Annotated in this window: 13 protein-coding genes; 3 read left to right on the top strand and 10 right to left on the bottom strand. The window is 70.1% G+C overall.

The window, feature by feature from the left end:
* Nucleotides 1-310: 310 nt before the first annotated feature.
* Both ABZ794_RS03215 and ABZ794_RS03210 read left to right on the top strand, forming a co-directional pair.
* Entirely contained in the window at nt 311-1,663 is a 1,353-nt protein-coding gene (locus tag ABZ794_RS03215; protein WP_210783673.1) for a ricin-type beta-trefoil lectin domain protein, read from the top strand.
* Between the two features lie 119 nt (nt 1,664-1,782).
* Nucleotides 1,783-3,069: a ricin-type beta-trefoil lectin domain protein gene (locus ABZ794_RS03210; protein ID WP_238690122.1), complete on the top strand. Its 1,287-nt coding sequence runs from the start codon at nt 1,783-1,785 to the stop codon at nt 3,067-3,069.
* Between the two features lie 71 nt (nt 3,070-3,140).
* On the opposite strand, the gene ABZ794_RS03205 is transcribed toward ABZ794_RS03210, so the two are convergent.
* The 10 genes from ABZ794_RS03205 to ABZ794_RS03160 all read right to left on the bottom strand — a co-directional run bounded on the left by ABZ794_RS03205 (nt 3,141) and on the right by ABZ794_RS03160 (nt 12,609).
* Nucleotides 3,141-3,527, bottom strand: a complete 387-nt coding sequence (locus ABZ794_RS03205) for an AtzH-like domain-containing protein (protein WP_210783675.1) — start codon at nt 3,525-3,527, stop codon at nt 3,141-3,143.
* 83 nt (nt 3,528-3,610) lie between these two features.
* Nucleotides 3,611-5,239: a regulator gene (locus ABZ794_RS03200; protein ID WP_247669317.1), complete on the bottom strand. Its 1,629-nt coding sequence runs from the start codon at nt 5,237-5,239 to the stop codon at nt 3,611-3,613.
* A gap of 12 nt (nt 5,240-5,251) precedes the next feature.
* The gene (locus tag ABZ794_RS03195) at nt 5,252-5,944 is read right to left on the bottom strand and encodes a cysteine hydrolase (protein WP_238689899.1); all 693 of its coding nucleotides are present in this window, start codon (nt 5,942-5,944) and stop codon (nt 5,252-5,254) included.
* A 9-nt stretch (nt 5,945-5,953) separates the two neighbouring features.
* Entirely contained in the window at nt 5,954-6,643 is a 690-nt protein-coding gene (locus ABZ794_RS03190; protein ID WP_210783679.1) for an isochorismatase family cysteine hydrolase, read from the bottom strand.
* Nucleotides 6,644-6,680: 37 nt separating this feature from the next.
* Nucleotides 6,681-8,483 (bottom strand): allophanate hydrolase, encoded by a 1,803-nt coding sequence (gene atzF, locus ABZ794_RS03185; RefSeq protein WP_357513938.1) that lies wholly within the window; start codon nt 8,481-8,483, stop codon nt 6,681-6,683.
* Between the two features lie 99 nt (nt 8,484-8,582).
* Entirely contained in the window at nt 8,583-9,248 is a 666-nt protein-coding gene (locus ABZ794_RS03180) for a GntR family transcriptional regulator (RefSeq protein ID WP_210783683.1), read from the bottom strand.
* Between the two features lie 155 nt (nt 9,249-9,403).
* The gene (locus ABZ794_RS03175; protein WP_210783685.1) at nt 9,404-10,663 is read right to left on the bottom strand and encodes a SpoIIE family protein phosphatase; all 1,260 of its coding nucleotides are present in this window, start codon (nt 10,661-10,663) and stop codon (nt 9,404-9,406) included.
* Nucleotides 10,660-11,466 carry an alpha/beta hydrolase gene (locus tag ABZ794_RS03170; RefSeq protein WP_210783687.1) on the bottom strand — a complete coding sequence of 269 codons (807 nt, stop codon included), beginning with the start codon at nt 11,464-11,466 and terminating at the stop codon, nt 10,660-10,662. The genes ABZ794_RS03175 and ABZ794_RS03170 overlap by 4 nt, the downstream gene beginning before the upstream one ends.
* A gap of 98 nt (nt 11,467-11,564) precedes the next feature.
* Nucleotides 11,565-11,990: a hypothetical protein gene (locus ABZ794_RS03165; protein ID WP_357513934.1), complete on the bottom strand. Its 426-nt coding sequence runs from the start codon at nt 11,988-11,990 to the stop codon at nt 11,565-11,567.
* Nucleotides 11,991-12,195: 205 nt separating this feature from the next.
* Nucleotides 12,196-12,609, bottom strand: a complete 414-nt coding sequence (locus ABZ794_RS03160) for an STAS domain-containing protein (protein ID WP_210783691.1) — start codon at nt 12,607-12,609, stop codon at nt 12,196-12,198.
* A 256-nt stretch (nt 12,610-12,865) separates the two neighbouring features.
* Between ABZ794_RS03160 and ABZ794_RS03155 the strand changes: the two genes are divergently transcribed.
* On the top strand, nt 12,866-14,659 hold the full coding sequence (locus ABZ794_RS03155) for a thiamine pyrophosphate-requiring protein (protein ID WP_357513932.1): 1,794 nt from the start codon (nt 12,866-12,868) through the stop codon (nt 14,657-14,659).
* Nucleotides 14,660-14,715 lie beyond the last annotated feature (56 nt).

The following is a 14,715-nucleotide window of genomic DNA, read 5'->3' as shown; positions in this document are numbered from 1 at the left end:
GCGTCGGAGCGAATCGATTCGACGCCGAGCCGGGTCTTCCGACACCGTCGGGCGAACGGTCGCGTGGTGTTCGGGCGCACGGTGTGGCCACAGTCGATTCGACGACCGACTGGTCCTGCGTGGGCAGCGAGACCAGTGGCGGAAACCTGCGTCGACGAGCCGGCCGGGCGCCGCCGGCACATCGCGTCCTCTGGGGTTCGTCCGCGGCGAACGTGGTCGATGGGGTGACCCGCAGCGGCGCGTCGTGGCGGCGTGCGGGTTGCCGTGGACCTCTTTCAACCAGTTCGTGCCGAGTGGCGGGAGCCCTTTCATGACAAGACGTAGACCCATCCTTGGACTGCTTGCGACGGCGGCGGCCGTCGTCATGACAGTGAGCGCGGGGGCACTGGCCGGTGGTTTGAGCACCACCGCGTCGGCCGCGAACATCGGAGCGGCCGCAGCGACCGCCGGGTGCGGCAAGGCGCCCACGTTGACCAGCGGCCAACGGTCCATCCAGAGCAGCGGCCAGAACCGTAGTTTCATCCTGAGGATTCCTGACAACTACGACAGGAACCATCCCTACCGATTGATCTTCGGATTCCACTGGAACGGCGGCACCGCGAACGACGTCGACGGCGGTGGGTCCGACGGGGCCGCCTGGTCCTACTACGGGCTGCGGCAGCAGGCGAACAACAGCACCATTTTCGTCGCCCCCCAGGGCAACGGCAACGGCTGGGCCAACCCCGGCGGCCAGGACGTCACCTTCGTCGACGACATGATCAGGGTGATCGAGGCAGACCTCTGCGTCGAGACCACGCAACGCTTCGCGCTCGGCTTCAGCTACGGCGGCGGCATGAGCTACTCACTGGCCTGTTCCCGGGCAGGGGTATTCCGCGCTGTCGCGGTCTACGCCGGCGGGCAGCTCAGCGGGTGCAGCGGCGGCACCCAGCCGATCGCATACATGGGGATCCACGGCATCGGAGACTCAGTGCTCAACATCTCCGCCGGACGGTCCCTGCGTGACAGGTTCGTGCGGAACAACGGGTGCACCGCGCAGAACCCGCCGGAGCCGAGGGCGGGCAGCCTGACCCACATCACCACCACCTACTCGGGATGCCAGTCCGGCTATCCGGTGGTCTGGGCCGCCTTCGACGGCGGGCACACCCCCGGCCCGGTGGACGGCGGCGGGGACAGCGGCGCCCGGACCTGGACCAAGGGCGAGGTGTGGAGGTTCTTCACCCAGTTCGGTAGCACCGACCCCACGACACCGCCACCGACCACCACCCCGCCACCGAGCGGCACGTCGCCCCTGCGCAGCACGTCCTCCGGACGGTGCCTCGACGTCAACGGCGCCTCGCAGACCAACGGCGCGGCGGCGATCATCTGGGACTGCCACGGCCAGAGCAACCAGAGCTGGACCTCGACCGCCGCCCAGGAGCTGCGCGTCTTCGGCGGCAAGTGCCTCGACGTCAACGGCGCCGGCACCGCGAACGGCAGCACGGTGATCATCTGGGACTGCAACGGCCAGTCCAACCAGAAGTGGCGGCTCAACACCGACGGCTCGATCACCGGAGTTGGTTCGGGCCGGTGCCTGGACATGGTCGGCAACGGCACTGCCAACGGCACGCGCGTCCAGATCTGGGACTGCACCGGCGCGGCCAACCAACGCTGGAGCCGGAGCTGAGCCCGGCGAGGTTCCCGGGACGGGGACCGGCCCAACGGATGTTCAACCACCCACAAGGAGGATCGGCCGTGCCAATTCGCAAACTCTCCGCCCCCTGGCTGGGGGCAGCCATGGCGGTGATGGTCCTGATCGCCGTAGGAATGTACGTCCTCACGACAGTCTCACCGGCGGCAGCGGCCACCACCGCCGGCTGCGGCAAGGCGCCCGGACTGAACAGCGGCACCCACACCATCCAGAGCAGCGGAAAGAGCCGCAGCTTCATCCTTCGGCTGCCGGACAACTACAACAACACCTACGCCCACCGGTTGGCCTTCGGGTTCCACTGGTTGGGCGGCACCGCCAGCCAGGTCGCGGGCGGCGGCTCCGACGGGGCCGCGTGGGCCTACTACGGCATGCTCTCCCAGTCGAACAACACCACCATCTTCGTCGCCCCGCAGGGCCTCAACAACGGCTGGGGCAACTCCAACGGTGAGGACGTCACCTTCACCGACGACATGATCCGCATGATCGACAACGCTCTCTGCGTCGACACCACACAACGCTTCTCGGTCGGGTTCAGCTACGGCGGCGCGATGAGCTACTCGTTGGCGTGTTCCCGGCCGACGGTGTTCCGGGCGGTCGCGGCGATCGCGGCCCCGGGGGCGATCAGCGGATGCAGCGGCGGCACCCAGCCAGTGGCGTACCTGGGGATTCACGGCATCAACGACAACATCCCCAGCGGACGGTCGCTGCGCGACAGGTTCGTCCGCAACAACGGATGCGCCGCACAGAGCCCGCCCGAGCCGAGGGCTGGCAGCCTGACCCACATCACCACCGCGTACTCCTGCCAGCCCGGATACCCGGTGCTCTGGGCCGCGTTCGACGGCGGCCACCAGCAGGGCCCGGTGGACGGGTGCGCCGGCTGTGAGAGCGGCGCGCGGAGCTGGGTCAAGCAGGAAGTGTGGCGGTTCTTCACCCAGTTCGGGTCGGACGTGCCGCCCACCACTCCCCCGCCGACCACCCCGCCGCCCGGCCAGCAGAACGTGCTGATCGCGGGGAGCCAGTCCGGCCGGTGCATCGACATCCCCAACTCCAGTACCGCCAACGGCGCCCGCCCGCAGCTGTGGGACTGTCACGGTGGCACCAACCAGCGCTGGACCCACACCGCCAACCGCACCCTGACCGTCTACGGCAACAAGTGCCTCGACGCCAGCGGCGCGGGCACCAGCAACGGCACCGCGGTCCTCATCTGGGACTGCAACGGCCAAGCCAACCAACAGTGGAACCTGAACTCCAACGGCACCATCACCAGCGCCCAATCGGGGCTGTGCCTCGACGCCGTCGCATCCGGCACGGCCAATGGGACGCAACTTCACCTCTGGGCCTGCCACGGCGGCGCCAACCAGCAGTGGGCCAGGCGCGCCTAGTACCGCACCAGGCAACGCCCCTCATGTCGTAGATGCGCCGCTCGGTTCCTTTCCCGGGCGGCGCGTTGCCGTCAGGCGGTGGGAGCGGCGGAGACTGAGACGTGCGCGGTGACGATCCGCCAGCCGACGGGCAGGCGTACCCAGGTCTGGGTCTGCCGCCCGGTGGCGGCGGTGCCGTCGTACCCGAATCGGGTTGTCACGACCGCCAGGTCCGGGCCGAACGTGGTGACGATCGGGTCGACCAGCCGGCGACCGGCCGGCAGCGGTGGCTGCGCGGCACGCCACTTGCGCTGCTCGTCAAGCCCGTACTGATGGTCGGCGAGGCCGAACCGCACTGTCCGCTCGGAATCCCAGAAGTACCCGCAGATCCGGTCGGCGTCCCCGTCGGCCAGCGCCCGTTCGTAGTCGGCGAAGGCCGCCGCCACCTCGGCGACCACGTCCGTCCGGTCGATCTCCATGCGGTACGTCCCTTCGGTCCGTTCGGTCCGGGAACTTGCCGGCCCGGTCGGGAGCCGTGACGCCCCCGACCGGGCCCGCCGGGTCAGCCTCTCAGCGCCGAGGTCCGCTGCTCGCCGGCTGACCGATCGGTGGCAGGGTCGGCCCGGTCGGGCTCTCCGTCCAGTTCGACCTCCTCCGGTCCGGGTTCGCGGGGCGTGGGGCGGCCCAGCGCGAAGACCACACAGATCACCGCGACGAAAAGGTAGCCGAGGGCCACCTGACCGTTGGCGTTCCACTCGATCCGCTCGCCGTGGATCAACCCGATGAATGACAGCAGCGCACCGGAGCCGGCGAAGATCGCGGCCCGACCGAACCGCTTGTCGATGATGAAGACCACCACCGCGCCGAGCACCAGGCCGGCGAGGATCGCGCCCTGACCCAGCACCATCAGCCCGTCGTAGATCACTCCGGCGCCGTTGAGCGCATCGTCACCGACCGCCGCGGCGGTGGTGCCGGCCGCCGCCAGGGTGTTGTCGATCTGCCCGGTGGCCCAGGCCGCGATGTTCGGGATCAGCGCGGCGACCACTGCCGCGGCGTGCGCCCTGGGGGTCGCCTGGAACGCCTGTGCACCGATCAGCAATCCGATGTAGAGCAGAATCGGCACGATCGCCGCCGTCGGGAAGATCGCGCCGAGCAGCCCGAACATGCCGAGGAAGCAGAGCAGCGCGATCACCACACCGGTCGCCATCGAGTAACCGCTGCGTCCACCGGCGGCCTTCCAGCCCGGGTGCCCGACGTAGACGGCCGGTGGGAACGGCGAGCCGAGCGCTGCCCCGATCACCGCGCCCGCACCGTCGGCGAGCAGCACGCTGCGCAGGTTGTAGTTGTCCCCGGCGGTGGCCGCGCTCTCCACGTTCGTCATGCCCTCGGTGAAGTTGTAGACGCCGAGCGGGATCGCCGTCGCCAGCAGGGGCGCCATGTCGGCGAGCCCGGTGAAGAGCAGGTCCAGCTTGAACGAGGGGACGGCGACCGCGATGTCCCGGGCCGCGGCCGTCACGTCCGGCACCGACATCGCCCCACCGACCCAACCGATAGCGGTGCCGAGCAGCAGCGCGGCGAGCCCGATCGGGAAGTTGAACGGCAACTTCACATCGGTCAGCAGACCGATCAGCAGCAACGCGAAGACCGGTAGTGCGACCCAGGCCATCCGCCACATCTGCCCGGCCGGGTTCATCGAGATGAACGTGATGGAGATTCCGGCGAGGGTGCCGAGCAGCGCGGCCCGGGGCGCGTACCGGCGGATGTACGGCCCGACGAACGCGCCGATCAACACGATCACGCCGATGATGAAGGCCCACGCCAGACCGGCTTCCCAGGCCCGTACGGGATCCTGGGTGCGCAGGTAGATGGGGAGCATGATGACGAAGATGACGATGAACATGTGCGGCACGCTCGGCCCGTACGGCAGTGCCGTCACGTCGGTGCGGTTCTCCCGTCGAGCCAGCCGGCGGGCCAGGTAGGTGTAGTAGATGTTCCCGGCGACCAGGGCGATGCCGAGCGCCGGCAGGATGGTGCCGAACACCTCCCCCTCGGGAAGGTTCACCACGGCGAGGCAGAGCCCGGTCAGGGTGAGCACGTTGACCAGGACGTTGACGCCGAAACCGAAGAACGCGTTGGTGTCGCCGCGGACCCAGTACGGGAGCGGGACGACTGTGGGTTTGGTCGAGGTCATGGCTGCTCCCGGTCAGGAGGAGGGCTGCAACACTCCGGTGGTGGGTAGCGCGGCGCGTACCTGCGCCGAGTCGGCGACCCAGCCGAAGATGCCGCCCTGGGCGGCGATCATGTCGAGTCCGACCCGGTGGAACTCGGGGAAGTAGGACCCGACGCAGTCGGCGAGCACGAGGCACTCGTACCCGCGGTCGTTGGCCTCCCGGACGGTGGTGTGCACGCACACTTCGGTGGTGACCCCGGCGACCAGGAGGCTGCGGATGCCCCGCTCGGTGAGCAGGACGTCCAGGTTGGTGGCGTGGAAGGCGCCCTTGCCGGGCTTGTCGATGACCGGCTCGTCGGGCAGCGGCGTCAGCTCGTCGACGATGTCGTGGCCGTACTCGCCACGGACCAGGATGCGGCCCTTGGGTCCGGGGTCACCGATCCGTTTGCTCGGCGCGCCGCGGCTGAGCTTGGCCGGCGGGCAGTCGGACAGGTCGGGCAGGTGCCCCTCGCGGGTGTGCAGGATGCTCAGGCCGACGGCTCGGGCGTCGGCCAGCAGCGCCGCGAGCGGCGCGATGGTCCGGCGCAACTGACCGACGTCGTTGCCCAGGCTCTCACCGAAACCGCCAGGTTCCAGGAAGTCGCGCTGCATGTCGATGACGAGCAGCGCCGTGGTCGAGAGGTCGAAGAAGTACGGTCCGGGCCGTGCGGCGGCGATGGTCAACATGGGCGCACCTCACCTGGCCGTGGCGGCGATGACGTCGTCGGAGGTGGTGACGCAGCCGAAGACACCGCCCTGCATGGTGACCATGTGCAGTGCCGCGTCGTGGTTGGCCTTGTCGGTGGCGCCGGTGCAGTCGGAGAGGATCAGGCACTCGTACCCACGGTCGTTCGCCTCGCGCATTGTGGTGTGCACGCAGACGTCGGTGGTGATGCCGGTGAGGATCAGGTGGGTGATGCCCCGGGTGCGGAGCACCAGGTCGAGGTTGGTGGCGTAGAAGGCGCCCTTGCCCGGCTTGTCGATGATCACCTCACCGGACACCGGGGCCACCTCGGGCACGATCTCCCAGCCCGGCTCACCTCTGACCAGGATCCGGCCGGCCGGTCCGGCGGCGCCGATCTCGGCGCCGATACGCGCCGAACGCCACCGCTTGTTCGCCGGCAGATCCGACAGCTGCGGGTCGTGTCCCTCCCGGGTGTGTACGACAAGCATCCCGAGCGATCGTGCGTGCTCCAGTAGCCGGGCAGTGGCCGGCAGGCCGGCCCGGGTGAGGCCGATGTCGTAACCCATCGCGTCGACGTAGCCGCCCGGTCCACAGAAGTCGGTCTGCCAGTCGATGCAGAGCAGTGCGGTACGCGCGGTGTCCGCCGCGCCGTCGTAGGGCCACGGGTAGGGGTTGGCCGTTACCGGCCCGATGCTGCCCATCCTCTCGCCTCCTGTCGTGATCGCTGGTGCTGCCGCGTCAGCGCCGGGCCGCGGAACGCCGGTACGCCCGCCACCCACCGCTGGAGCTGATGTCCTCGGCCGGTGGGCCCGCCGCATACGCTTCGCAGAGAAAACCGAGCACGTCCCGCCCGTCGTGCAGCCGGACCCAACCGAGCGAGAGGGGTGCCGGCACGCCGGCCAGCAGGCCACCGACCGCGGCGCTGGGCAGCCGCCACAGCTCGACCTCGATCGGATGGCCCGTCGAGCTGTCCGGGCCGATCCGGACGAGGCCGGGCAGTCCCTCGCCGTCGGGGGTGTCCATCCGGTACAGCCGGTAGAGCGGTGCGGTGCGGGCGGTGCCGGCGAGGACCGCGCCGTGCCCGAGCAACTCGCCGTTGCGGGACTCACCGGTGAGGTGCCGGCCGACCACGGCGACCAGCAGTTCCGCCGAGCGCTGCGACGGCGGTGAGACGGCCTCGACCGCGCCGGGCGGCGCACCACCCTCGGTCAGGGTGGCGGCCAGCCGGGCCAGTGTGGTGTCGCTGAACGCCGGGCCGACGAGGGTCAGGCTCGCCGGGCGGCCGGAGCTGGTGAACCCGTTGGGTACGGTCACCGCGGCCAGGTCGAGCAGGTTCGCGAACTGGGTGTAGCGGCCGAGCATGGCGTTGCGCCCGATCGGGTCCTCGGCGATCTCGTCGAGTGTGAAGGTGGTGCCGACGGTGGGCACCACCAGCACGTCGATGTCCTGCCAGAGCTGGTCGACCTGCGCTCGCAGTTCGCGCAGGCGGTGCTGACCCCGGAAGGCGGCGATCGCGTCGTAGCGCCGCCCGGTCTCCAGTACGGCCCGGGTGACAGCGAGGACCGACTCGGGGTGCGAGCGCAGGAAGCCGTCCAGGGCGACGAGTCGCTCGGCCACCCAGGGTCCCCGGTAGAGCAGGTCGCCCGCCTCGAAGAAGGCGCCGAGCGGCACCGACCGGGGGGACCCGACGAAGGTGCGCAGCCGCTCCACGCCCGCAGCGAAGCGGGTCTCCTGCCCGGTGTCGCCGAAGAACTCCAGGTCTTCTGTCCGGGGCACCCCGAGGCGGAGCGTCCCCGGCGGGCGGGGCACGACCCGCTCGGCCGGGAACGGACGCCCCCAGGGGTCGGCGGGGGTGACGGCACGGGCGGCGTGCAGCACGTCGAGGGCGCCGGCCACGTCGGGGGCGAAGACCGACACGCAGTCCAGTGAGCGGCAGGCGGGCACCACGCCGGCCGTGCTGAGTAGACCTCGGGTGGGCTTGAGGCCGACTATCCCGTTGAGTGCCGCCGGCACCCGGCCGGAGCCGGCGGTGTCCGTACCCAGGGCGAAGCTGACCTGGCCCGCGGCCACCGCGACCGCCGAGCCGGAGCTGGAGCCCCCGGAGATGAGGCCGCCGCCGAACACGCTCTGGCAACTGCCGTACGGCGAGCGGGCGCCGGTCAGGCCGGTGGCGAACTGGTCGAGGTTGGTCTTGCCGACCAGCAGCGCCCCGGCGTCGAGGAGCCGGCGCACCACCGGAGCGTCCTCAGCGGCCAGGTAACCGAAGTCGGGGCAGCCCGCGGTGGTGACCATGCCGGCCACGTCGATGTTGTCCTTGACCGCGAACGGGATCCCGTACAGCGGCAGCGCGGGATCACCGTGGCGGGTCAGCGATCCGGCGCGCTCACGTAGGAGCTCGGCCGGGACCGCGCTGATCCAGACCGGCCCGTCGTCGCGCCCGGCAAGCCCGTCCAGGACGCGTTCGGCGTGGTCCGCCGGGGTCAGGCCGCCCTCGCGGTACGCCGACCGAAGCTCCGCAATGGACCTCGTTCGCTCTGGCATACAGTCGATTGTCGACTGTTCTGTTTCAGGAAACCGCGCGGCACGTAACGACGACATGACGGCGCGTGGCCGCAGCCCGCCGGCCCTGGCTGACGTCAGCTAGCCGAGGTACGAACGCGCGCCGTGCCCGGAGAGCACGGCGAGCACCTCCTCCGGGTCTCCTCCGGCGACCGCCTCGAACAAACGCTCGTGCCGGTGGACCCCGTCCAGCGGCTGCGCCAGCTCCGCCTCCCGGCGCAGGTTGATCGCCATGTAGAGCTGGAGCTTCACCAGGATCGAGCCGTACACGGCGGAGAGTTGCCGGTTGCCGGCGAGCGCCACCAGCGCGACGTGGAACTCCCGGTGCGACTCGGCGACCGCCATCCGGTCACCGGCCCGGGTCGCCTCCCTCAACTGATCGAGCGTCGCACGCAATCCGGCGAGGTCACCCTCCCGAGCGACCGGGATCCCCGCCCGCACCGAGAAGCGTTCCAGCATGTCACGCAGCTCGTACAGCTCCTGCACGTCGCGGTCCGACAGGGTGGCTACCCGGACTCCACGCCTGGGCACGTGCTCGACCAGCCCCTGCTGGGCCAGCAACCGCAGCGCCTCCCGCAACGGAGCCCGGCTGATCCCCAGCCGCCGGGTCAACTGCTCCTCCACCAGGCGCTCGCCCGGGTCGCTCTTGCCGCTGAGGATTTCCCGGGTCAGCCGAGAGACGGCGAGGTCCACCAGGCTGACGCTCTCCAGCTCACCATCCACCGTCGATGCGGCCACGTCGTCCACGCCGATGAGTCTGCCACCTGCCCCCGGACGACCGGCCTGAGCGCACCCCCTCGGCAGGCCGCGTCGGTGCGTCGCAAGGGCGTCGGAGCGTGGGCCGGCCGGCCAGAACATTGCCGATTCGCCGGCTGCACAGCCGGGTGTCGGAGTCCGGCCGGTCAGGCTCGGTGCGGTGGGGCACCGATGGCCAGGACAGCGGTGTCGTCGGTGAGTCCGGCGCCGAACGTATCGAGTAGAGCGGTGACGGCGGTGACGGCTGCGGCGGCGGTGGTGGGCGCGAGAGAGCGGGCAAATCGGGCGAGGGCCGGCGCTCCGTAGCGGCCGTCGGCGGTCTCACTGCCGACGGGACGAGCCTCGGTGAGTCCGTCGCTGTAGAGGAGGAACGTGTCGCCAGGGTTCACCACCACCGTGGTGTTGGTGTATCGGGAGTCCGGGAAGGCCCCCACGATGCGGCCCTTCGTGGGGTGGTAGTGGATCGAGCCATCGGCCCGCAGTAGCAGGGGCTCCGGGTGCCCACCGCTGGCGATGATCGCGGTGAAGCCGCCGACGGCCGTCGTGGGTGTGAGGATGCCGAACACGACGGTGCAGTAGCGGGCGTCCTCCCGGTATTCCTGCCAGAGCACCGTGTTGAGGTTGTGCAGCGCGGCGGCGGGGTCGGGGTCGTAGACGGTTGCGGCCCGCAACGTGTAGCGGGCCAGGGCGGTGACGGCAGCCGCTTCGACCCCCTTGCCGCTGACATCGCCCAGGAAGAACCCCCAGCGGCCGTCGACGAGGGGGAACAGGTCATAGAAGTCGCCGCCGACATGGTCGGTGGAGGCCGCCCGGTAGTACGCGGCGCTGTCCAGTCCGGGCGGAGTCTGCAGCACAGCGGGGAGGAGACTGCGTTGGAGCTTGCCGACGAGGTGCCGCAGCCGTTCGTCCTCGCGTTCGGCGGCCTTACGGGCATCGAGGAGCTCTCGTTCGTAGGCACGGCGCATCTTGGCGTCGAAAATCGCCGTCCGGATGAGTTGGGGTTGACCCTCGCTGCCGGCCTTGACGATCGACGTGACGAGGACCGGCATCCGGGTGCCGTCCTTGGTACGGAGTTCGAGGGACACACCGCCGATCTCGCCCTGCATGGCCAGAATCGGCGCGAAGTGGGTCTCGTGGTAGATCCTGCCGCCACCGGTGAGGAGATCGCTGAAGCGGCGCTGACCGACGAGTTCCTCGCGGCGGTAGCCGAGCCACGTCAGCAGGGTGCCGTTGATTTTGGCGATGGTGCCGTCCAGGAGGGTGGACAGGTGCCCGCAGGGCGCGTTCTCGTACAGGTCTTCGAGGTCGTCCTCCAGCAGGGCCGGGAACCCGGCTTCACTCGGCTGGGCACTCCTGTCGTCGCCGGAACCTTGGCCGCGAGGGTCGTGCCCCGAAGTTGCGGTCATCGGTAGGCGGCCCTGCAAAACGACGTGATCGCTGCGGCGGTGGCCTCCGGCGCGCTCAACTGGGGGCAATGCCCTGTCGCATCCAAGGTCACGAGCCGACTTCCGGCTATCTGCGCATGCACGAACGCGCCGACTTCGGGCGGCGCGATGGCGTCCTGAGCACATTGCAGGATCAACGTGGGAACGCTCACCGCGGCGAGATCCGCGCGGTTGTCAGACAGGAACGTCGCACGGGCGAACACCTGCGCCATCGCGGGATCCGTCCGGCAGAAGCTCGCCGTCAGCTCTTCACCCAGCTCCGGCCGCTCCGGGTTGCCCATGATCAAAGGTGCCATGCTCGACGACCAGCCGAGGTAGTTGCTCTCGAGTGAACCGAGCAGGTCGTCGATGTCGTCGCGGGTGAAACCGCCCCGGTAGTTTTCGTCGTCGATGTAACACGGTGAGGGGGTGACCAGGACAAGCGCGGAGAAGCGGTCCGGTTCGCGGTTCGCCGCGAGGACCCCGATGCTCGAACTGACCGAATGCCCCACGAAGACCGGCTGCTGGAGGTCGAGGTCCTGGCAGATGCTCAGCACGTCGTCGGCGTAGCCGTCCAGGGAGGCGTACCGGTCAGCGTCCCAGGCCGCCGGATCGGCTTTGCCCGATCCGACGTGATCAAACAACACCAGCTGGGCCCATTGTCCGATTTCGGCTACCACATGACGCCACATCTGCTGATCGCAGCCGAAGCCGTGCGCGAGCACAACGGTAGGGCCGCCCTGACGACCGGTCACCACCACGTTGTTGCGGTTGCGTACGCGCATTCGCCTATTTTCCACCACCCGCATCTTTGGACCAAGCGCCGGCTCACCTGGGCGAACGTCGCCGCACGAACGACCCTGGCAGACCCGATGGGCGATGATCACCAGGATCGGCAGGTGAACCGCTCCCTGGTGGCGATGGCCGTCACCGCGGCGGACAATTCGTGTCCGATCCGCTCGGCCTCCTCCCGGTGCACGATCGTCACCCCGATCGGCAGGTTCTGCGCCGGTGGTCGGCGCAGCGCGAGGTCGTCCGGGTCGGCCACGATGCCGTACCAGGCCAGTAGCCGGCACCACCGGCGGACCTCGTGCTCGTCTTGCCGCCACTCCGGTGCAGTGTGGTGTCCCGCCTCCGGCCAGGCGAAGGCCATCAGGCGCCGGGGTTGGGCGATGTGCAGCAATCGGCGCGACTGCGGCCCCCGCCCATGCAGGTTCACCGCCCAGTCCGGCGACAGCGGTGGCCACCGGTACGGCCCCAGCCCGTCGACATCGATGAGCTGGTCGACTGCGCCGATCAGGTCGAGCATCGGGGCGAGCCAGCGCGGTGCGGCCAGCGCCAGTCGATGGTCCGCAAAGGCGGCGCGCAGCCGATCGCCCAGAGCGCGGTTTTCCTGTTCAGCCCTCGACCCCGGTCGCGGAGTGGGCCGCGCCGACCGGTACCGAGCTGCAACCCGCCCCGGTCACCAGAACCAGAGCCGCGCCCACCGCAGCGCCTGCACCCCTCATGTAGGGCTACTCCCCCCGATCGACGCTCCCCAAGCGAGAATGGGATAACCGACTCGCGTTGGCCGCCGGGATATCCAGGTTTATCCCGGCGCTGGTCACTGCCAGCAGGTAGCTGACGCATGAGGCGGCGGCGCGCAGAGCCAACGTGACCTCGGCAGACTCCGCCGCGCGCTGTATACGCAGCAGGGCGCTGATGCCGTGGGCGCTGAAGAACGTCACCTCGGAGAGGTCGAGCACCAGACGTGCGGGTCGCCTGGTGATCACGTGTTCGGCCAGCTCACTGATGAGATGAGCGGTGCTCATGTCGACCTCGCCGGAAACGGCGATCAGTGGCGCATGCCGATCATTGCGCAGGTCGAGCGTCATGATCGGTTTGGTGGGCTGAGCGTGCTGCCGGGTGGGTTGTTCGAGGATGGACATGACGCCTCCCGATCTGCTGCATCGGTGAGTCGGACCCTGCCGCGGCGACGAGGCGCGGGAGGCGGACCTGGGCGCATGTCTTGACCCGCGGACCACCCTACCCACGATTTCGCCGCCCACACCATTCGAGCCGTGGGCAAGCATCGATCCGGCAGTGCTGGCGAGAATCCCCGAAGAGGTGCCCCTCGTCCGGTTCGGTCTGCCGGGCTGAGGGTAGGGCCACATGCTGGAGGGCGGTCCAGGCGAGGAGGCGACGGTGGCGGACGCGACGGTGGCGGACCTGGTGGTGGCCCGGTTGGCCGGCTGGGGCGTGGACCGGGTCTTCGGCTACTCCGGGGACGGTATCGATGGGGTGATGGGGGCGCTGCGTCGGGCCGGTCGGCCGGAGTTCGTGCAGGCCCGGCACGAGGAGACGGCGGCGTTCATGGCCTGCGGGCACGCCAAGTACACCGGCGGGCTGGGGGTGTGCCTGTCGACCCAGGGACCGGGCGCGGTACATCTGCTCAACGGCCTCTACGACGCCCGGCTGGACTCCCAGCCGGTGCTCGCCCTGGTCGGCCAGCAGGTGACGTCCGTTCTCGGTAGCGGCTACCAGCAGGAGATCGACCTGGTACGCCTCTACGGCGATGTGTGCGCACAGTTCGTGCAGACCGCGTACACCCCGGAGCAGCTGCCCATGCTGCTCGACCGGGCGATCCGCGCCGCCCTGGCGACCCGCAGCCCGACCTGTGTGATCCTGCCGCACGACGTGCAGACCGCCCCGGCCCCGGACCTCGGCGCGCACGAGCACGGGATCATGGTGACCAACCCCGGGTTGCCGGTGCCCGAGCTGCGACCCCGCGCCGGTGATCTGCGGGCAGCCGCGGACGTGCTCGACGCCGGCGAGCGGGTGGCGATCCTGGTGGGGCAGGGTGCCCGAGCCGCCGCCGGCGAGGTGGTCGAGCTGGCCGAGGCCCTCGGCGCCGGCGTGACGGCGTCGCTGCTGGGCAAGCCGGTGCTGGACGAGGCGCTGCCCTTTCACACCGGCGTGATGGGCCACCTGGGCAGCACCGCCAGCAGCATGCTGATGAACGGGTGCGACACCCTGCTGATCGTCGGCAGCAACGATCCCTGGTCGGAGTTCTACCCGACACCGGGGCAGGCGCGGGCGGTGCAGATCGACATCGACGGTCGACGCCTGGGGATGCGCTACCCAGTGGAGGTGCCGCTGCTCGGCGACGCCGCCGAGACCATCCGGGCGCTGCTGCCGCTGCTCACCGCCCGGCCAGATCGGAGTTGGCGTCAGCGCGTCGAGGGCGAGGTGACCCGCTGGCGGGACATCGCCCGGCAACGGGCGACCGCCACCGCCGAGCCGGTGAACCCGCAGTACGTCCTGCACGCCCTCACCGACCGGCTACCCGCAGACGCACAGGTGGCGGTGGATGTCGGGTCGGTGACCTACTGGTACGCCCGGCACCTGCGGCTGCCCGTCGGTGTGGACGCGCACCTGTCCAGCACCCTGGCGTCGATGGGCTCGGCGCTGCCGTACGGGCTGGCCGCGAAACTCGCCACCCCGCACCGACCCGTGGTGGCACTCGCCGGGGACGGGGCGATGCAGATGAACGGGCTGGCCGAGTTGCTGACCGTCGCGCACCGCTGGCGCGACTGGGCGGACCCCCGGTTCGTGGTGCTGGTGCTGCACAACCGCGACCTGGCCGAGGTGAGCTGGGAACAGCGGGAGATGGAGGGCGATCCCCGCTTCGTCGACTCCCAGCGCCTGCCCGACGCGCCGTACGCCCGGTGGGCCGAGTTGTTGGGCCTGCGCGGCGTCCGGGTCACCAGCCCGACCGAGGTCGACAAGGCCTGGGACGAGGCCCTGTCGGCGGACCGGCCCACGCTGATCGAGGCGATCGTGGACCCGGCGATCCCGCTGCTTCCGCCCGCGCAGCCCTACGAGAAGGTCGCCACCATGTACGAGGCGCTCGGTCGGGAGGACACCGACCTGGGCCGGCGGGCGCTGGCGCACCTGCGCCGCGAACGGGCCACCGAAGGCTTCGACGATCCGCTGTGACGCCGGGCAGCCATGACGAACAAGGTTCGGGAGAAGTGTTCCCGAGCAAGCGCGGA

Origin of the sequence: Micromonospora sp. NPDC047187 (genome assembly GCF_040643355.1) — a bacterium.
Taxonomy (GTDB): Bacteria; Actinomycetota; Actinomycetes; order Mycobacteriales; family Micromonosporaceae; genus Micromonospora; species Micromonospora salmantinae.
Note: the sequence above shows the minus strand (reverse complement) of the source record. Positions and strands in the feature narration are given on the sequence as shown.